15 protein-coding genes, 3 tRNA genes and 1 pseudogene are annotated in these 19,273 nt (G+C 65.8%); 10 read left to right on the top strand and 9 right to left on the bottom strand.

Going from position 1 to position 19,273, the window contains the following annotated elements; translation table 11 throughout:
• Positions 1-43: 43 nt before the first annotated feature.
• The 5 genes from AB5Y47_RS14370 to AB5Y47_RS14350 form a co-directional block, all read right to left on the bottom strand.
• The gene (locus AB5Y47_RS14370) at positions 44-301 is read right to left on the bottom strand and encodes a DUF1272 domain-containing protein (protein ID WP_010673281.1); all 258 of its coding nucleotides are present in this window, start codon (positions 299-301) and stop codon (positions 44-46) included.
• Positions 302-344: 43 nt separating this feature from the next.
• Positions 345-674 (bottom strand): DHCW motif cupin fold protein, encoded by a 330-nt coding sequence (locus AB5Y47_RS14365; protein ID WP_010673280.1) that lies wholly within the window; start codon positions 672-674, stop codon positions 345-347.
• Positions 675-791: 117 nt separating this feature from the next.
• On the bottom strand, positions 792-2,654 hold the full coding sequence (locus AB5Y47_RS14360; protein ID WP_368220334.1) for a U32 family peptidase: 1,863 nt from the start codon (positions 2,652-2,654) through the stop codon (positions 792-794).
• Positions 2,655-2,831: 177 nt separating this feature from the next.
• Positions 2,832-3,443 (bottom strand): LysE family translocator, encoded by a 612-nt coding sequence (locus AB5Y47_RS14355; protein ID WP_010673278.1) that lies wholly within the window; start codon positions 3,441-3,443, stop codon positions 2,832-2,834.
• 128 nt (positions 3,444-3,571) lie between these two features.
• The gene (locus tag AB5Y47_RS14350) at positions 3,572-4,525 is read right to left on the bottom strand and encodes a LysR family transcriptional regulator (RefSeq protein WP_010673277.1); all 954 of its coding nucleotides are present in this window, start codon (positions 4,523-4,525) and stop codon (positions 3,572-3,574) included.
• 200 nt (positions 4,526-4,725) lie between these two features.
• Between AB5Y47_RS14350 and AB5Y47_RS14345 the strand changes: the two genes are divergently transcribed.
• The 7 genes and pseudogenes from AB5Y47_RS14345 to AB5Y47_RS14315 all read left to right on the top strand — a co-directional run bounded on the left by AB5Y47_RS14345 (position 4,726) and on the right by AB5Y47_RS14315 (position 8,991).
• Entirely contained in the window at positions 4,726-5,814 is a 1,089-nt protein-coding gene (locus AB5Y47_RS14345; RefSeq protein ID WP_010673276.1) for a ketoacyl-ACP synthase III, read from the top strand.
• A 223-nt stretch (positions 5,815-6,037) separates the two neighbouring features.
• Positions 6,038-6,122 (top strand) — tRNA-Tyr (locus AB5Y47_RS14340).
• 42 nt (positions 6,123-6,164) lie between these two features.
• Positions 6,165-6,249 (top strand) — tRNA-Tyr (locus tag AB5Y47_RS14335).
• A gap of 31 nt (positions 6,250-6,280) precedes the next feature.
• Positions 6,281-6,365, top strand: a tRNA-Tyr gene (locus tag AB5Y47_RS14330).
• 136 nt (positions 6,366-6,501) lie between these two features.
• Complete coding sequence (locus tag AB5Y47_RS14325) at positions 6,502-6,774, top strand: hypothetical protein (RefSeq protein ID WP_010673275.1); 273 nt, start codon at positions 6,502-6,504, stop codon at positions 6,772-6,774.
• Between the two features lie 100 nt (positions 6,775-6,874).
• The gene (locus tag AB5Y47_RS14320; RefSeq protein WP_029313880.1) at positions 6,875-7,606 is read left to right on the top strand and encodes an EAL domain-containing protein; all 732 of its coding nucleotides are present in this window, start codon (positions 6,875-6,877) and stop codon (positions 7,604-7,606) included.
• Positions 7,607-7,688: 82 nt separating this feature from the next.
• Positions 7,689-8,991, top strand: a pseudogene (locus AB5Y47_RS14315) (endonuclease/exonuclease/phosphatase family protein).
• 56 nt (positions 8,992-9,047) lie between these two features.
• Here AB5Y47_RS14315 and AB5Y47_RS14310 read toward each other — a convergent pair.
• The 3 genes from AB5Y47_RS14310 to dsrO are packed head-to-tail and all read right to left on the bottom strand — an operon-like array spanning position 9,048 to position 14,039.
• Positions 9,048-12,155 (bottom strand): tetrathionate reductase subunit A, encoded by a 3,108-nt coding sequence (locus tag AB5Y47_RS14310; RefSeq protein ID WP_010673272.1) that lies wholly within the window; start codon positions 12,153-12,155, stop codon positions 9,048-9,050.
• Positions 12,155-13,261, bottom strand: coding sequence for an NrfD/PsrC family molybdoenzyme membrane anchor subunit (gene nrfD, locus AB5Y47_RS14305; protein WP_010673271.1), 1,107 nt, complete (start codon positions 13,259-13,261; stop codon positions 12,155-12,157). The genes AB5Y47_RS14310 and nrfD overlap by 1 nt, the downstream gene beginning before the upstream one ends.
• Positions 13,251-14,039, bottom strand: a complete 789-nt coding sequence (gene dsrO, locus AB5Y47_RS14300) for a sulfate reduction electron transfer complex DsrMKJOP subunit DsrO (RefSeq protein WP_011707059.1) — start codon at positions 14,037-14,039, stop codon at positions 13,251-13,253. The genes nrfD and dsrO overlap by 11 nt, the downstream gene beginning before the upstream one ends.
• Positions 14,040-14,298: 259 nt before the next feature.
• Between dsrO and AB5Y47_RS14295 the strand changes: the two genes are divergently transcribed.
• The 3 genes from AB5Y47_RS14295 (at position 14,299) to pepE (ending at position 17,668) form a co-directional block, all read left to right on the top strand.
• A complete protein-coding gene (locus tag AB5Y47_RS14295; protein ID WP_368220365.1) occupies positions 14,299-16,206 on the top strand; it encodes a PhnD/SsuA/transferrin family substrate-binding protein in 1,908 nt (635 codons plus the stop codon).
• Between the two features lies 1 nt (position 16,207).
• Positions 16,208-16,819 (top strand): response regulator transcription factor, encoded by a 612-nt coding sequence (locus AB5Y47_RS14290; protein WP_010673268.1) that lies wholly within the window; start codon positions 16,208-16,210, stop codon positions 16,817-16,819.
• A gap of 120 nt (positions 16,820-16,939) precedes the next feature.
• On the top strand, positions 16,940-17,668 hold the full coding sequence (gene pepE, locus AB5Y47_RS14285; protein ID WP_043152647.1) for a dipeptidase PepE: 729 nt from the start codon (positions 16,940-16,942) through the stop codon (positions 17,666-17,668).
• Between the two features lie 66 nt (positions 17,669-17,734).
• On the opposite strand, the gene AB5Y47_RS14280 is transcribed toward pepE, so the two are convergent.
• On the bottom strand, positions 17,735-19,273 hold the full coding sequence (locus AB5Y47_RS14280) for a DHA2 family efflux MFS transporter permease subunit (protein WP_010673266.1): 1,539 nt from the start codon (positions 19,271-19,273) through the stop codon (positions 17,735-17,737).

Genomic DNA, 19,273 nt, shown 5'->3' with positions numbered 1-19,273 from the left:
ACGAGCCAGTTGCCAGCCCAGCCCTTCCCATGAAGGGAGGGCCCTAGCCCCCCTTGCCCAGCGCCGCTTTCAGGGCCGGATTGAAGACGCGCTGGAGGGAGGCGGGGTTGTTCACCAGCTTGGCCGCCGGGCGGCGCGGGCGCCTGACCAGCTCGCCGCCACAGTTGGGGCAGGTCAGGTGCAGATACTGATCGTTGCACTCGGCGCAGAAGGTGCACTCGAAGGAGCAGATGTAGGCCGTCGCCGTGTCGGCGGGCAGATCCCGGTCACAGCACTCGCAGTTGGGTCTGAGTTCAAGCATGGCAAGTTCCTGATGTACAAGGGGAAGCGGGAAAGAGAGCGGCTCAGTCGACGATAAAGAGGCGAGCGCCCAGTTCGCTATAGGAGCGATGGGGTTCGGCGTTGTCCGCCACCTGGTAGCTCATGCCCGGCGTCAGGGTGAAGACGCGGCCATCCTGCAACTCGGTGTGCAGCTCCCCTTCGAGGCAGAGCAGCACATGGCCCTTGCTGCACCAGTGATCCGCCAGATACCCGGGGGAGTACTCCACCATTCGCACCCGCAGATCCCCGAACTGCCGGGTGTGCCAGCGGGCGACGCCGCGCTCTCCCTTGTGTTCGGTCGTCGGGACCTCGGCCCAGTTCGTGGTGCAAAACGGCAGTGCATGGATGTTCATGACGGATCCTTTGTCAGAAGAAGGCTGGGGGAAGGCGGCTCGCCACGGGATATCCGTGACAAGGCCGCGCCCCATACTGCCATCAAATCCGCTCCAGCCCCATGCCCACACGGGCAATCATCCCCTCTTCAGGCTGCCCATCACCTGCATCTCGCAGCGGTGGCAGTCAAAGCGCAGGCGGAAACTCTCCTTGCCCATCTTGAGCGCCAGGGGCTCGGCCTTGAGACCGGGTACCTCCTTGGGGCAGAGCTGCTGGCTGTAGCGGATGCAGTGCTTCGTTGTCATCAGCACCACTTCCCGCTCCTCCTTGTTCGCCTCATACGCGGGGGCGATGCTCCCCACCCCGTGCTCGCGAAAGAACTGCTCCGCCGCGCTGTTCAGCACGTTGCCCAGATAAGAGAGCCGATGTTGGGGATAAACGGCGCCTCGCAGGGGAATGCGCCGCTCGGGTCGCCGGTAGGCAGCCAGACGGGCCGCCTCCAGGGCGGCAATGCCGTCCCGGCGCAAGCCGTTAAGCTGTGAAGCCGCAATAAACAGCGGCCTCGTTATTGCCAACTCAATCTGGCGAGCCACAAACAGGGTGTTGCCGAGTTTGCCGAGCTGATCCCTGGCCTGCTGCAGCGCCCGTTCCGGGTTGTCGGCCGGCTGCTGGTCGCAGGGGAGCGTAACGGCGGCGCCAATGCCCTGCTCGTCCACAAGTTCGAGCCGCAGTCCCTCGTCGCACTCCGATAGCCGCATATCGACCCGGATGCGGCGATCCGCGCTCCCCTTTTCGAGCTGCTTGCTGAAGGCCTGATCGTGGTTGCGAAAGATCTCGGTGCCCACCTTGAGACCGGGCATGGGTTCCGACAGGAGTAACCGCTTGCTCTGTGCCTTCTCTTCCACTTTATTGAGGCGCATGCCCACCAGCTCGCCCCCCGGCTTGAAGAAGCCGAGGCCATCGCCGTTGTTGAGGGCAACGGCCTGGCCGTCGATCTCGATGCCATCGCGGGTCACGCTGGTGACGCGCCCGAGCGGCTCCCCGACGTATTTCGGGCTGCGCGGCGAGTCGATGCCTGGCTGTCGGCCATGGAGGAAGTAGTCGGTGCTGCCCCGGTTGAAACTCTTCTTGGGATCCGGCGTAAAGGTGTAGCTGCAACGACCGGCGGAAGCGGCCACCAGATCGGGGCGGCTCGCCAGGATGGAGTCCAGCTTCTGGCGATACCAGGCGGTGACGTTCTTGACGTAGTCGAGCCCCTTGAGGCGCCCTTCAATCTTGAAGGAGCGGATCCCTGCGGCGATCAGCGCCTCCAGGTTGTCGGTCTGATCCATGTCTTTCAAGGAGAGCAGGTGGCTGTTTTCCACCAGCACCTCCCCCGCCAGCGTTTGCAGGGAACAGGGCAGTCGACAGAGCTGGGCGCACTCGCCGCGGTTCGCGCTGCGCCCGGTGCGGGCGTGGCTGATGTTGCACTGGCCGCTGTAGGAGACGCACAGGGCACCGTGGATGAAGAACTCCAGCTGCACGCTCGTGGCGGCGCTTATCTCGCGGATCTGCGCAAGGGAGAGCTCGCGGGCCAGCACCACCTGGGAGAAGCCCACGTCCTGCAGAAACTTTACCTTTTCCGGGGTGCGGTTGTCGGTCTGGGTGCTGGCGTGCAGCGCGATGGGGGGCAAATCGAGCGCCAGCAGCCCCATGTCCTGCACGATCAGCGCATCGGCCCCTGCCTCGTAGATCTGGTGGGTCAGGCGCCGGGCCTGCTCCAGCTCGTGGTCGTGCAGCAGGGTATTGAAGGCGACGAAGACCTGGGCGCCGAAGCGGTGGGCATGGCGCGCCAGCGCCTCGATGTCCTCGAGGCTGTTGCCTGCTGCGCTGCGGGCACCGAAGGCGGGGCCGCCCATGTAGACGGCGTCGGCGCCGTGGTTGATGGCCTCGATGCCATAGGCAAGGTTCTTGGCCGGGGCCAGCAACTCCAGGCGGTTGTGATGGTTCTGATCGCGCATAACGTCCGGTTCGAAGGGCTGCAAATGGCCGCCACTCTAGCCAGACTCCCCGCCCCCCGCCTTGATCCCGCTTAAGATCACCGCAGAATGCAGGATTGACCCGGTACAAGGACATCTGGCGGGCCCTCAACCCCCGGCCCTGAGAGAGTGCCGACTACGCAGGCACCCGACGCGGAGCTAGATCACGACCTTGAGGGCCAGCCCCAGCAGCACCAGGCCGCTCACCTTGTCGATCACGGTGGATTTGGCCTTGAGCCAGGCGAGTACGGGCCCGCGAGAGAGCACCAGGGCCACCAGCACATACCAGAGCGCATCGATGCCGCCTGCGGTCAGCATCATGATGCCCCCCTCACGCCAGCCGGTGTCGGCGTGCACGAACTGGCTGAACAGGGCGATAAAGAAGATGGCGAGCTGGGGGTTCAAGAAGGCCACCATAAAGCCCTCGAACGCCCCTTGACGTCCCCGTGGCGGGTGCCCCTCCTCGTTGCCTGCCTCACCCCCTGCGGGCCTGGCCAGCAACGCCTTGATCCCGAGCCAGGCGAGGAACGCCGCGCCGCCGTAGCGGATGAGATCGAACAGCAGCGGGGTCTGGGTGATCAGGATGGCGAGGCCGAGGGCCGTGATCAGCGCATAGATGCCGACTCCCAGGCCGTGTCCCAGCGCCGTGGCGACCCCGTGGCCCTGCCCTCCCTGCACCGTATTGCGGATGATCAGTGCCAGGCTCGGCCCCGGGCTGATGGCCCCCATCACGCAAATGGCGGCCAGCGCCAGCCAACTCGTCAGCTCCATACCTTCTCTTCCTTCGTGTCGATTGTTGTCACCCGGGATCAGGGTAGGGGGTGGCTCGCTATGCCAGAAGTGAAAGTTATGAATAGAGCCCATAGCCAGTGGCTATAGAGTGGCACAACCCGCTGCCATCAGCGGCTCGCCTGCGGCCCTCGGGCCAACTGCTTGCGACTCTCCCCCAGGGTGAATTGCAGGTGATCCCGCAGGAAGGGATAGGCCAGCTCGCGAAACCAGCGGTGAGCCGGATCCAGGTGGTGGCGCTGGTGCCACAGCAGATGATACTGCTGGACACGGGTGGCGAAGGGGAGATCGCAAAAACTCAGGGCATGTTCCCGGGAGAGCTGCCAGGCGATATGGGCCGGGGTGGTCATCAGACAGTCTGTGCGCAGCAGCACCTCCACCGCTGCCTGGAAGAAGGGCACCCGGGCAAACCAGCGGCGGGAGAGCCCGCGGGGGGCCAGCACCTGCTCCACCGGGCTGTCCTTGTCCCCGCCCCCGCTCACCTGCAGGTGGGGCCAGGCGAGGTAATCCTCCAGGCTGAGCGCCATGCCAGAGAGCGGGTGATGGCGCCCCATCAGCACCACCAGCCTGTCCTCCCCCTGATGCAGGCCGCGGATCTGGTCCGGCACCAGCTCCGTGATGGTGGAGACCATGTCCAGCTCCGATTGCCAGAGCTGGGGCAACTGGCGCTTGTCCCACAGGCTGTACTCCAGCGCCGCCCGGGGGGCGGCCCTCGCCAGGGCCGCACAGATGTCCGGCAAGATGTGCTGGGCCACGTAGTCGGAGGAGGCGAGCCGAAACACCCGCTCGCAGCGCTCGGGGGCAAATTCCGGCGCCTCGTAGAGCCGCTCCAGGGCACCGAGGGAATCGGCAAGCTGGGCCGCCAGGGCCTCGGCCCGCGGGGTCAGCAGCCAGCGCTGCCCTTCCCGCACCAGCAGCTCGTCGCCAAACTCGCTGCGAAGCTGGCCGAGCTGCTTGCTGATGGAGGGCTGGCTCAGGTTCAGCAGCTCCGCCGCCCGGCTGATGTTGCGGGTCTCCAGCAGCACCTTGAGGGTGGGCAAGAGATTGAGATTCGCTTTGTGCACAGGAGTCACCTCGGGAAGGGGTCGCCGGGATCGGGCCTTCATCTTACGGCAAGGAGAAGCGGAAATTTAAGCAAAATCACGGTCTTGCTCCCGCCACTCCCCTTACACTGGGGGGACCGCAGGATGACAGTGAACGCCCCGTGCGGCATAATTTCGCCACTTTCCGCCCCAGAGCGGCCATCACGACAAGCGACGACAAGATGACATACGCCACTATCACCGGGTGGGGAAAATGCCTGCCCCCCGCCTCGCTGACCAACGATGACCTCGGCACCATCATGGATACCTCGGACGAGTGGATCTACCCGCGCACCGGCATCAAGGCCCGCCGGGTCTCCCATGTCAGCACCCAGGCGCTCGCCACCCTGGCCGGCCGTCGCGCCCTGGCGTGCGCAGGTCTGGACGCCGCCGCCCTCGATGGCATCATCCTGGCGACCGCCACCCCGGGCACGCTGGTCCCCAATGGTGCCTCCGCCGTGCAGCAGGCTCTCGGCGCCCACAAGGCGGCGGTGTTCGACCTCAACGCCGCCTGCACCGGCTTCGTCTATGCCCTCTCGGTCGCCACCTCCCTGGTGCAGACCGGCATGATGCAAAGGGTGCTGGTGATCGGTGCCGAGCGGCTGACCCAGTTGCTGGACTGGGCCAAGCGCGACACCGCCGTGCTGTTCGGGGATGGCGCCGGCGCCGTCATCATCGAGGCGAGCGAGCAGGAGAGCGGCCTGATTGCCAGCAAGCTCGGTTGTGACAGCGAAGCGCGGGAGATACTGCACGTGCCGAACTTCGGTACGGATCGGGTGCGTTTCGCCGACATTGACGGCCTCTTCACCTTCAACTTCGAGGGGCAGGAGATCTTCAAGCGCGCCGTGCGCGGCATGGGCGAAGCCACCGGCACCGTACTGGCCCAGGCCGGCATCGCCCCCGAGCAGATCGACCTCATCGTGCCGCACCAGGCGAACGTGCGCATCATCGAGACCCTGGCCAAGCGGATGAACGCCCCCATGGAGAAGGTGATGGTCAACATAGAGCAGTACGGCAACACCTCCGCCGCCACCGTGCCCATCGCCCTGTGCGAAGCGCTGGAGCAGGGTCGGGTCAAGCCGAACAGCTACCTGCTGACCGCCGCCTTCGGGGCCGGGCTGACCTGGGGCGCCGCCCTCATCAAGTGGGGAGACCGCGTCACCCCGATCGCGAGTTGCGACGAGGTGCTGCCCCCCTGCGAGCAGAGCGCCCTCGAACTCATCGCCCATGCGGTGCAGGGTTGCCAGCAGGCCCGCCCCGCCGACGCCTGAGCGAGCGCCAGCTCCCCATGATCCGCCAGGAGCCCCGTGGCTCCTGGCAGCCAGCCCCCCTACGTCCCCTCGCCGTTTCGGCAGCGACATAAAAGTCATTGAAAAGTGTGAATTTTGAGCGAAACATATCAAAAAATGACCACTTGACACTTTTTTGTCGTCAGAATGCGGCCAAGGGGTTCACAACCTTGCCGGATCTGGTAGTATGCGGCCTCGCACTTGGGGAGGGGTTCCCGAGCGGCCAAAGGGATCAGACTGTAAATCTGACGGCTCTGCCTTCGAAGGTTCGAATCCTTCTCCCTCCACCATTCAAGTGCGTCAAGTAAGTAAAAATCAGGAAAATACCCCGTGGAGGGGTTCCCGAGCGGCCAAAGGGATCAGACTGTAAATCTGACGGCTCTGCCTTCGAAGGTTCGAATCCTTCTCCCTCCACCATCTTCCTGAACACAATATGCAATGCCCCTGTGGAGGGGTTCCCGAGCGGCCAAAGGGATCAGACTGTAAATCTGACGGCTCTGCCTTCGAAGGTTCGAATCCTTCTCCCTCCACCATCCTTCAGACAACCCGGCCTCGCGCCGGGTTTTCGCTTTTCTGGATAGAATCCACATGGCGCTGTCAGATCTGACAATTGCCCTTCCCGCACTTTTTAGAAACAGTGGAGCCTCATGTCGCAAGGAGTGCACACAGATGTTTGAAATCTGGGATGAAACGGGTCGCGAGCACGGGCTGACACTGCCCGAGCTGCAACTGCGGCTGCGGGATTATCAGGGAGACGTGATGGTGCGCTACCTCAACCGCCTCGGCCTGCCGAGCACCCTCTTCCTGACCATCCGTCAGGGATGCGCCTATCAGCGCTTCAAGGCGGGCTCCCCCATGCTCGACTGGTCCTGGCTTGCCCAGGCCATGCACGCAGCCCCCCTGGCTGGCGCCGCACCTGCACAGGGCCATGCCCTTCCCTGACCCCCTCCTTCCTGCCCACGCCCATTATCAGACTCTTCCTACAGCCTCCCTTTAGACCCTCCCTGTATGATGCGCAGCCATGTTCCGTCAGGTGAGAGCCATGTTTGCGTTCAAAGAAGAGTATCCCGTGAGTGCCATGGTCAGCATGGCGGATATCGTCATCCCCTTTTATCAGCCCATCATCGGCCAGGATCGTCAGGTCAAGGGGTATGAGGTGCTGGCCAGGCGCTGGGATGCCGGCAACCAGGGTTATCAGAGCATCGATTTTGCCGCCCTCGGCGAGGATGATGCTCTGCACCTCGATATCGTCATGCTCAGGGCCATCATGCGCGATCTGCCCGTGCTCGCCCAAAAAGGCCCCTATGCGCTCTCCATCAACCTCAATCCGGCGCTCTCCAGCCCCACCTACCGCAATCTGCTATTGCTGGTGCTGCTCCAGGCCCGCAAGCTGGGGATCGCCATCTGGTTCGAGGTGCTGGAACACGTCAGGATCAAGCACCAGCACAGGGAGATGATCGAGGTGTTGCGAGCCCATGGCGCCCACATCGCCTGTGACGACTTCGGCTCCCTGGCATGCAACTTCCAGCGCCTGATGATGCTCCCCTACGAGATCGTGAAACTGGATCGTTCCCTGCTGCTCCAGGCTGTACGCAGCACCCATGCCCTCAACATGCTGACGGGGCTGGTGAAATACCTGCAACGACTCGGCATGGCCGTGGTGTGCGAGGGAGTGGAGACCCAGGCCCATATCGAGGTGGCGAACCGGCTGGGCTGCGACTACCAGCAGGGCTACGCCTACGCCATTCCCTCCCCTCTCTCCCGCTGGGCCTGAGCCGAGCGCTTGCGTGTCACGGGGGAAACCCGGGCACCTTTCCCATGAAATTCGGCAGGGTGCTGCCATTTTCCTGCCAAAGATGGCAGGCTGTCCCGGCCACACTGACGCCGAGGCCCGCCATGGTTCGCTTTGCCACCTTCAATCTCGCCTTCGATCGCACTGCACCCGGCATGCTGGGGGAAGAGCTCGCCCTGACCCGCACCGAGCAGGATGCCCTGCTGGCCCGCCTCGCCGACGGCACCTTGAGCGGCGCCGAGAAGACCAAGGCCCTCGACGTGCAGCAGATCCGCAACATCGCCGAAATCATCCAGCGCACCCGGCCGGACGTGTTGCTGCTAAGCGAATTCGACAATGACGGCAAGGGCCGCGACACCACGGACCTCCACGCCTTCAACGACAACTACCTGGCCCATGCCCAGCACGACGAGGTGACCGCCATCAGCTATCCGGTGCTGCAGAACTTCGCCACCAACACCGGCCTGATGAGCGGCCATGACCTCAACCTGGATGGCCGAGTGAGCAGGCCGGACGACGCCTGGGGCTTTGGCAGCTATCACGGCCAGTACGCCTTCGCCGTGATGTCCCGCTATCCCATCGATACCAGGCAGATCCGCACCTTCCAGACATTCAAGTGGAAGGAGATGCCGGGCGAAGCGAACCCCGTCATCGACGACTGCCACAACCCCAGGGCACCGATCCCGAGCGGCCGCCAGTGTGGCGATGCCTGGTATGACGACGCAGCCTGGCAGGCGCTCCCCCTCTCCTCAAAGAACCACGCCGACGTGCCGGTGCACATCAGGCAGGGAGACAGGGAGGAGGTGATCCACTTCCTTATCTCCCACCCGACCCCGCCCATCTTCGGCAACGCGGCGCGCCACAACGTCAAACGCAACCGTGCGGAGATAGCCTTCTGGCAGGACTATGTGGCAGGGGCTGGCTACATGGTGGATGACGCCGGCAAGGCGGGTGGCCTGCCCGCGGGTGCCAGGTTCGTCATCGCCGGCGATCTCAACGCCGATCCCCAGATTGGCGATGGGGATCTCACCGCCATTCAGGCGCTGCACAACCATGTGCTGGTCAACCAGGCCGTCACCAACGGCGCCCTGATCCCGGTCAGCCAGGGCGGCCCCGAGTGCCTCGCCAGCCATCCGGATCAGTGCAAGCGCAACAACAACCGCCCCACCCCGGAGCGCATCACCAGCAGCAGCGGCCTGCAGCTCGACCACGTGCTGCCCTCCGCCAACCTGAACGCGGTCGCCTCCGGCGTGTTCTGGCCGGCCAGCTTCGAGCCGGGCTACCACCTGGTGTATGACCCCAAGCTCGGCATCGCCAAGGGCGTCAGTTCGGATCACCGCCTGGTGTGGGTCGACGTCACACTGTGACAGTGACGCAGAGCAGACAAGCAACGGGGCCCGCAGGCCCCGTTTTCATTGGTTTGTCATACCAGCTTCTCCACCCGGGCCGGCAGCCCCTGGCGGGCCGACGAGCCGATGGCCCAGTCCACCAGGGGATAGCGGCCATGGCGGCTGGGATCCAGCACCGCCAAGTCATTCAGATTGACCCCGGCTCCGCGCAGGGGATTGGCGACCACTTTCTGGCCGTCTATCCAATGTTCCCGCGCCCCCAGCTCCTTGTGGCCGAAACCGTGTTCGATGGCGATGGCATCGGCCTGCACCCCGGCCACGCACTCGGCCACCCCGATCACGCTGCCATCCGGGGTGCTGACCCGCACCCTGTCCCCGCTCTCGACGCCCAGCTGCGCCGCCGTCTGCGCATTGAGCCGCACCCGGTTGCTGGGGTTCACCTGGCGCAGGCGATCCGAGCCGATGCTCATGGAGCTCATGGTGTGGGACTTGTAACTGGTGAGCAGCAGCGGCCACTGGGCCGGCTTGAACGCCTCATTGAGCGGCGTGCCGTCCGCCAGCTGGGGGCGGAAAAAGCGCGGGGTACCGCTCAAGTATTGCCCGCTCTGGCTGTGGCGGCGGCTGCCCACCTCGGGGTTCCACACCATCAGCGGCTTGGGCCAGCGCTTGCTTGGCTGACCCGCGTCATCGCGCCCCTTGGCCGCCGGCTCGAAGCGCCCGCCACGGGCGAAGAGATAGGCGGCGCGGCCCGCCTCCTCCGCACTCAGGGTGGCATTCAGCACCGGCAGGATCCGCTCCACCCCGGACCAGGCGAGATCCTCAGGCCCGATAGGAGGCACCGGCTCGCCGAGATAGGCGACGTTGGCCGCCCCGTAGAGGGAGAAGTCCGCCGCCCTGTTCAAGCCATGCAACTTGCCGTCCGCCCCTTTGAGCGCCCCCTCGCCAAAGCCCGGCAGCCCCAGCCGTTTGGCCACCGCGATAAAAAAGGACTCCATGCAGACCGGATCCCCCTCGGCAGTCTTGGCGACTCTAGGCTCCACGATAGGCCAGCGGCCGGTGGAAACCTTGGTCAGCACCCCGTGCCAGGCGGTGGCCCAGCCCCAGGACTCGTAGGTCAGGGTATCCGGCACTAGGTAGTCCGACAGCGCCGATGACTCGTTGATGAAGCTGTCGATGCTGACCACAAGGGGCAGCACGGCGGGGTCCTTGAGCTCTTCACCGATGGCCTTGCTGAGCCCGGCCTGACCGTAGAGGGGGTTGCCCATGTGGTTGATCCAGGCCTTGAGCCGGTAGGGGTAGCCGTTTACCGCCGCAGTCAGGTGCTCGCCGAGCAAGGGGCCGGAGATGGGGAACCAGGGCTCTTGCGCCGGATAGGGGTTCTGACCCGCCTCGCGCTTGCGGCGATATTCGGAAGTTTTCTCGTAGGGGAACTTGGATCGCGACAGGAAGACCCCGGCTGGCTTGACCATGCCGGGGAAGCTCGCCAGATCGTAGCGCGGCCCCGCCCCGAAGGGATCGAACTTGCCGCCGCTCGCCACGGCGCCGCCCCGGGCGTTGAGGTTGCCGATCATGACGTTGAGCATCATGATGGCCCAAGCCGAGTAGAAGCCGTTGGCGCTCATGGTGCCGCCGTGGGAGACCACTGCCGCGCGGGTGCCGTGGCTGGTGAATTCCCGCGCCAGCGCCTCGATATCGGCCACCGGCACGGCGCACTCGGCGCTGTATTGCGCGAAGGAGTGCTCCCGGCACGCCTCGGCCAGCAGCTGGAAGCTGCTCTTCACCATCAGCGCCCCCTTGGGGCCCTGAATGGGGCGATCCACCCAGAGGTTGGCCCGCTCACACTGGCCGGCGGGTCTCGGCTCGCCACTGCTCGCCTCCTCTACCAGCATGGCGTCCCCCTCTCCATAGGCTTCCCCATCAAAGGGCAAGCCAAGATCGCTGGCCCGCAGCATCTGACCGAAGCGCGGGTGGGACTCGTCGCTGAGCACCAGGTGGCTGGCGTTGCAAAAACCGCGATAACCGGCCCGCTCGGCCGCCTCGGCATTGGGCGCCATCAGGAAGGGCTCGGCATAGCGTTGGTGGTCGATGATCCAGCGCAGCATGGCCATGGCCAGCGCCGAGTCGGTGGCGGGGCGGATGGGCAGCCAGCGGTTGGCAGGGGCGGACGGCATGTTCACCGTGTTGGGCAGGCTGGGGGCCACCACCACGTAGGAGAACGGCTTGCCCGGTCGCGCCCGGTTTGCCGCCAGCTGGCGGGACTGGCGCTTGAAGGGGTTGCCCGATTGCTGGGGCGAGGTGCCCATGAACAGCAGGAAGTCGCTCTCGTCCCAGTCAGGCTTAAGGTGGGCGTTCTTCTCCAGATCGTCCAGCAGGGCGCCGGCCCCGACCCGGAATGACAGGCCACAATAAGCGCCGTGGTTGGCGAAGTTGCGGGTGCCGAAGCTGTTGAAGGTGAAACGCTTGATGAAGTGATCCCGCCCCTCGTCCGAGGCGTTGCTCACCAGCAGCTGGTTGGCTCTGGGGCCGTACTCCGGGTTTGCCGGGTCGAGCGGCTCGGCGAGGTTGCGGATGGCCCGCAGCCCCTCAACCTGGCCCTCGCCAAACAGGTCTCCCCCCTCCACCACCTCGGCCACCAGCTGCTCGAAGGGGATGCTCTGCCAGCGGCCGCTGCCACGGGGCCCCACCCGCTTGAGACAACGGGTGACCCGCTGCGGGCTGTCGAGCTGCTCGAGCATGGCGTTGCCCCGGGCGCAGGCGGTGGAGCGCCCGTCCAGCCCCCCTTCCTGGTAGCCACTGGTTGCGAGCAGCGCCTGCTTGACCGGGGTCTTGAAGTCAATGTGATGGCGAGCGGAGAGGGGGTGATAGGGGTTGCCCAGGATCCGCACTATCTGGTCGCGCTCGTTGTCGATGCGGGCCCGCACTCCGCACAGGGTCCAGCAGCCGAGGCACATGGTGTTGGCAACCCGCTGGGCCGGGTTGGGGTGCAGCTCCCCCTGCTCGTCAACCCGGTACTCCACGGCCAGCGAGTTGCCATGGATGGGATCCCGGGTCGGCTGGCCCGAGCTGCCGGTGGCGAGGCCAGTCGCCACCTGCTTGAGGGTGTCGCTGTAACCGGCGACGAACAATCCGGTACCGCCGGCGATGGCGGCGCCCTTGAGAAACTTGCGTTTGCTGTGATCCATCAGAGTGCCTCGCGTGCAAAAGGAGTGGGTGCCTTGATGGCGGGGGAAGCAGAGGGGCGCACCAGCTCCGAGAGGGCCACCAGCAGGGCCAGCAGCAGACCGAAAGTACCGAGAATGCCGAGCACACCGGCCGGGCCCCAGGCGATTTCATAGAGGTAGACGCCGGCCCCGTACTTGGGTGCGAGCTGTCCCTGGATCAGCACCAGCCAGCGCAGGCCCCACACCAGGTGCAGCCCCAGCAGCGCCAGCCCCCAGAGTGCCAGGCGGGCAGAGATCCTTGGCCACAGCAGCCTCAGCAGGCCGGCCAGCCCCAGGGTCAGCAACAGCCAGTGGGCCGCCAGCCGCCAGCTCGGGTCGAGCCGATGGAGGGCTGCGGCCTCTGCTGCCGAGGCGCCGCCAAACAGGGCCCAGCCCAGCAGGGAGAGCGCCAGCAGGCCTAACGTCCAGCCGCTCTGGCGCAGCAGGGTCGACTCGGTCTGGGCATGCCAGCCCGCCAGCAAGAGGTTGAGCAGCAGCAGGGCGCTCTGGGCCCCCAGCACGGCGCTCAGGGTCAGCAGCCAGGGCAACCAGGGGGTATGCCAGAGCGGGCGCGCCGCCACCGCCATGGTCTCGAGCCCGGTGTAGAGGGCGATGCTGAGCCCGCTCACAGCCGCCAGCAGAGAGAGCGGCCGCTGCCAGACGTGCCCCGACCAGCTTCCCAGGCAGAGCAGCCGGGCAAGGCGGGCTATCTTGTCCCCTTCTGCACCGCGCCGGGCCAGGGCGGGTCTTAGCAGCAGCCAGCCGAGCAGCATGGAGAGCAGGCTGAACAGCGGCAGCAGATAGGCGCCATACCACATGACGGAGCCAAAACGCGTCTGGGCGTAGAAGTGCCAGGCCCGGGCCGGCTGGTGCAGATCCGCGGTCAGGGCGATGGGAGCCACCAGACCAGCCGCCACCATCAGCACCGCCGCCAGGGTCTGCAGCCGCGGGTCCGGCGCCTTGCGCCACAGCTCAAACGCGCCGAGCCAGAGGGCCCCGTAGGCGAGGCCGATGAGAAAGAAATATTGCACCGCCCAGGGCAGCCAGGTGATGGGCTGAGCCGGGGCCAGCAGTTCGTTAATGACCATGGGCTATCTCCTTGCCATCGTCGGTGAGCAGGGTGCGCAGGGCCGGGTTGCCGTCGACCTTGCTGACGAAGGCCTCGTCCATGCCGAGATAAAAGACCCGCGGCTGGGTATTGGCCTCCGGCTTGAGCACCTTGAGCGCCGGCTCGTGTTCGCGCAGCAAGCGGCTTATCCGGCTCTTGGGATCATTCAAATCACCTATGATGCGCGCCTCGCCGACGCAGCTCTCCACGCAGGCGGGCAAGAGCCCCGCCTCCAGCCGATGGGCGCAGAAGGTGCACTTGTCGGCGGTGTTGGTCTCATGGTTGATGAAGCGGGCATCGTAGGGGCAGGCCTGCACGCAGTAACCGCAGCCGACGCACCAGTCGTTGTTGACCACGACGATGCCGTCGTCGCGCTGGAAGGTGGCGCCAGTGGGGCAGACATCGAGGCAGGCGGGCTCGGCACAGTGGTTGCACAGCCTCGGCAACATCAAGAGAGAGGCGGGAGCCGCGAGGGCGGCCACGTCGCTCACCTCGTACTGGCTCACCGTGGTGCGAAACTGACCGAGGGGGGGCTGATTTTCGATGGTGCAGGCCACGGTGCAGGCCTGACAGCCGACGCAGCGGCGCAGGTCGATCAGCATGCCGTAACGCTTGCGCCCGTCCCCCCGGCTGATGGCCGCCCGCCCGTTGCGGGGAGCGGGAACGGACTGCGCCTGAACCTGGGTGACGGGGATCAGGGCAGCCCCTGCGGTGAGGGCGGCGATCCCGGATAACAATCGGCGCTTGCTGGGCTCCATGGCGTCTTTCCTTCTGCTGAGCTGGCTTGAAAGGGGTTGAGCCGATTGTCCTCAACGCAGGAAGTCGCCTCTATTGTGGTTTTCCACATACCGGGAGCCGGGTTGATCCAGCGCAATAAAAAATGTCCCAGCCCTGCTGAACTGTGACCGGGGCGGCGTTTGCCGCCCCTCCCGGCCCCCGTTCGCATGCAAGCGCACGTCCCGGTGATAGACTGCCCCTTTGCATAGAGAGGAGATCCCCCTGCACGCCCCAGTTCCCTTGCCCCTGCTCAGCCTGCTGCTCTTGCTCGCCCTGTCAGCCCTGCCGCTGCGGGTGCAGGCCGCCCCGACTCCCTCTTCGCCAGCGCCGGCCCGACAGGAATCCTCACCATCCCAGGCCACGCCGGTGCAGGCCATGGCCGAGCCGATACGCATCGGCGTGCTGGCCACCCGCGGCCCGGCCCTGGCCAGAGCCCAGTGGCAACCGCTGCTTCGCTGGCTGGCACTGCGCGTGCCCGGCCATCGCTTCGTGCTGCATCCGCTGGGGCTTGATGAGCTGGCCGAGGCCGTCGCCCGCGAGCACCTCGATTTCGTCATCACCAACCCGGGCCAGTCGGTGAGTCTGGCGCGCCAGTATCCGCTGGCCTGGCTCGCCACCCTCAAGAGTCCGGCCGGGGGGGACAACCTCGCCATCGGCGCTGCCCTGGTGGTGCCTGCCCAGACCCCCTACCAACACTGGCGTGACCTCGAGGGGCAAGCGGTCGCTGCCGTTTCGGAGAACGCCTTCGGCGGCTACCTCGCCTTTCGCTTCGAGGCAGGCGAACAGGGGGTCAGGCTGGAGCGCTTCTTCTCCACCGTGCAGTTCACCGGCTTTCCGCTGGACCGGCTCATCGAGCGGCTGGCGGCAGGGGAGGTGGCTGCCGCCATCGTGCCGGTGTGTCAGCTCGAGCGCATGGAGCGGGAAGGCAAGGTCGCCAGGGGGGCGTTTCGGGTGCTGGACGATCAGGCGCCGGCCGGCTTTGGTTGCCAGAGCTCGACCCGGCTCTACCCCAACTGGTCCTTCGCCAAGACAGAGCGGGCCTCCCCCGCGCTGGCGCTGGCGGTGACCCGCGCGCTGTACGATCTGCCCGCTGATAGCGAGGCGGCCATCGCCGCCGATTCGGCGGGCTGGACCGTGCCCACCAGCGAGCTCGCCATCGACCGCCTGCTCAAGGCGCTGGATCGCCACCCGCTGCAGGGCCCCTGGTGGCAAGCGGCCTGGCACTGGCTGCGCCAGCATCAGCAGTGGGGCTGGGGCGCCCTGGCGCTGGTGCTGCTGCTGGGGGGCCACCACCTGCTGCTGCAATACCTGTTCAACCGCAGCCAGCGCCGGCTGCTCAAAGCCCGCCACCAGCTCGAGCAGAAGGGACGCCAGCTGGCACAGGCCAGACGGCTCGCCGAACTGGGCGAGCTGGGCGCCAACGTGGCCCACGAGATCAATCAGCCCCTGAGCGCCATCGCCAACTACAGCCAGGGAGCCTTGTTGCGACTGGACAAATTGGCACAGGATCCGGCCCAGTCTGCCGCCCAGGCCTCCCTGCGTCAGGCCCTGGAGCAGATAGGGCTCCAGGTCCAGCGCATCACCCAGACCGTCAACCGGCTCAGAGCCAGGCTGCAAAAGCGCCCTCCCCGCTTCGCGCCTTGCGACCTGCCCACCCTGGTGGCGGAGCTGTGCCCCCTGCTGGAGCAGATGCTGGCGCCGCTCGACGTCGCCTTCACCCTGCACTGGCGAGGCCAGCCACGCCCGTTACCTCTGGACGGCACCGGGATGGAGCAGTTGCTGGTCAACCTCATCAAGAATGGCGCCGAGAGTGCGGCGCAGAGGGCTCGCCTTCCTACGCCAGCAGCGGCACAGGAGCCTGCCCGGGTTGAGCTGCTGATCGCCTTCGAGGCGCAGAGATTGTTGCTGGAGATCCGTGACAACGGTGCCGGCCTGAGGGTCCCCACGACCGAACTTCAGCAGGCGTTTTACAGCGACAAGCCCGATGGCATGGGGCTGGGGCTGGCCATCTGCCGGGAGGTAGTCGAGAGCCATCGCGGCCAGTTCAGCCTGGAGAACCTGAGCCCCCACGGCTGCCTGGCCCGGGTCATTCTGCCCGTGCCGCCCCCCGAAACCCTCCCTTCATCCACCGACATGCCGAGGAACTGAGATGACGTCCCCTGCCCGCCCCCCGCTCTATCTGGTCGACGACGACGAGGCCGTGCTCGACTCCCTGCGCTTCATGCTGGAGAGCTGCGACGAGCGACAGCTGTTCAGCTTTTCCGATGGCGAGCGCTTTCTGGCAGAGGTCGACCTGCACCAGCCCGCCTGCCTCATTCTCGACTGCCGCATGCCGGGGCTGTCGGGCCCCGAGGTGCAGCAGCGGCTGAAGGCGGCCCAGAGCCCCATCGCCATCCTGTTTCTCACCGGCCACGGCGAGGTGCCCCTAGCGGTGGAGTCCCTCAAGCAGGGGGCGGTGGATTTCTTGCAAAAGCCGGTGCAGCTGGCCCCCCTGCTCGCCGCCATCGAGCGGGCCGAGCAGGCGACGCAGGCGGCGGCCACCCGCCTCGCCCAGCTGGCCGCCTTTGAGCGCCTCACCCCGCGCGAACGCCAGTTGTTACAGCTCATCGCCCGGGGCCACAAGAACCAGCAGATAGCGCAGGATCTCTGCATTTCGGTGCGCACCGTCGAGGTGTGCCGCGCCAGCCTGATGAAACGCCTGGCGGTGAACTCCCTCGCCGAGATGCTGCTGCGCTACGCGCAGGTGAACGAACAACTCTGAGTGGCCTGCAACCGTACAAAACGGGCAGGGATCACACATTTGGCGCTTCGATGGCGGTAGAGTGCCCTCTTCTCTTCACCAGGATCGCCCGGGTCCTGCGCCTTGTTTCGAGGACACATCATGGAACTGCTTCTGCTCAGCAACGGTAAAACCACAGAACACCCCGGCCTGCTCGGCTGGGCCCGCGACCGGGTGCAAGCCCTGCTCGCTCGCAACCAGGTCAAGCGCATCCTGCTCATCCCCTACGCGGTGATCCGCAGCGACTGGGATGCCCGTGCCCGGGAGCTCACCGAGAGTCTGGGGGTGGACGCCATCAGCATCCATCACTTCGACGATCCGGTGGATGCCATCAACCGGGCCGACGCCATCTTCATCAGCGGCGGCAATACCTGGCTCCTGAACCAGCGGCTGCACGAGTATGGTCTGGTGGTCCCCATCCAGCGTGCGGTGCGCGAGCGGAGCGTGCCCTATGTGGGCTGGAGCGCCGGCTGCAACGTGGCCACCCCCAGCATCCGCACCACCAACGACATGCCGGTGTGCAGCGCCGTCGTGCTGCCTGCGCTGGGGCTCTTCCCCGTGCAGATCAACCCCCACTATCTGGACGCCAGCATCAGCGGCCACATGGGGGAGACCCGGGACGAGCGTCTGGCCGAGTTCTGCGCCATCAACCCGAGCGAATCCGTGGTGGCCCTGCGCGAGGCGAGCCTGTTGCAGATCGGCGGCGATCACATCGAGTACTGGAGCGCCCGGGGCGAGACCTTCAAGATCTTCAAGCACGGCGAACCCGTCCGGGAATACGGGGACGCTGCGCCTCTGGCAGCGCTCACCCCCTTCACGCCGGCACGCTGATCCTGCCAAACGACAGAGGGATGGCCTGCGCCATCCCTCTTTCTTTGTTGCTCGCCCCTTCGTGATTCACTCCAGAATGGCCATCTCCTCCCTAGAGCCGCTGCGCCCGGGAGTCCTCAGCAACACCACCAGCGGCACGGCGCACAGGCTGACCCACATCATCAGGCGAAAATCCTGCAGGTAGGCGAGCAGGCTGGCCTGCCGGGTCACCTCGCCGTTGATCATGGCCAGCCCCTTCGGCGTCATCAGCTCCGCCATGCCCCCGCCCTGATGCAGGTTGACATTGAACGGGGTGATGTAGGCGGCGAACGCCTCGTGGTTCATCTGGGATCGCTGGGCCAGATAGGTGATCACTACCGAGATGCCGATGCTGCTGCCGATGTTGCGCACCAGGCTGAACAGCGCCGTCCCCTCGTTGCGATAGCGCGGCGCCAGGGTCGCAAAGGTGATGGTGGAGAGTGGCACGAAGATGAAGCCGAGTCCCAGCCCCTGGATGATGCCGGTGCGCACTATGTCCCAGCTGTCGATGTCCGTGTTGAACAGGGTCATCTCCCACATGGAGAAGCTGGTGAGCAGCAGCCCTGACAGGATGAGGTAACGGGCATCCACCCGGCCCGACAGCCTGCCCACCAGCATCATGGCAACCATGGTGCCCACCCCGCGCGGGGCGAGCAGGTAACCCACGTCGATCACCGGGTAACCCATCAGTCCCTGCATGAAGGGAGGCAGCAGCGTCATGGTCGCCAGCAAGATGATGCCGACGATGAAGATGAAGAGCAGACCGACGCTGAAGTTGCGATCCCGGAACAGGGCCGGTTCTATGTAAGGATGCGGGTGGGTGAAGATATGCACCACGAAGAGGTAGAACGCCATCACCATCAGGGCGGTCTCGATGACGATCTCCCGGCTGGCGAACCAGTTCTGGGACTCTCCCCTGTCCAGCGCCATCTGCAACGCCCCGATGCCGAGACTCAGCAGGGCGAACCCCAGCAGATCGAAGCGGCGGCTGGCATCGATCTTCGTCTCCTCGATGAAGGCGGCAAGCCCGAACCAGGCCAGCAGGCCGAACGGCAGATTGATGTAGAAGACCCAGCGCCAGTTGTAGTACTCGGTGAGCCAGCCCCCCAGCGACGGCCCCAGAATGGGGCCCACCATGACCCCAATCCCCCAGAGCGCCATGGCGGAGCCGTGCTTCTCCGGCGGATAGGTGTCCAGCAGCACCGCCTGTGAGAGGGGCACCAGGCTGGCACCGAAGATCCCCTGAAGCAGGCGGAACAGCACGATCTGCTCCAGGCTCTGGGCCGCGCCACACAGCATGGAGGCGACGGTAAAGCCCGCCACCGACCACATGAACAGCCTTTTGCGGCCAATTCTTGCCGAGATGAAACCGGTCAGCGGCATGAAGATGGCGGCCGCCACTATGTAGGAGGTGAGCACCCAGGAGATCTGATCCTGGGTCGCCCCCATCGCCCCCTGCATGTGGGGGAGGGCCACGTTGGCGATGGTGGTGTCCAGCGCCTGCATGATGGTCGCCACCATCACCGACAGGGTGATGAAGGTGCGACGGGAAGCCTGGTCTGCCTGCCCTGTGGCTGCGCTCGTCAT

This window comes from Aeromonas sp. R7-2, assembly GCF_040908105.1.
Lineage (GTDB): Bacteria > Pseudomonadota > Gammaproteobacteria > Enterobacterales > Aeromonadaceae > Aeromonas > Aeromonas caviae.
Note: the sequence above shows the minus strand (reverse complement) of the source record. Positions and strands in the feature narration are given on the sequence as shown.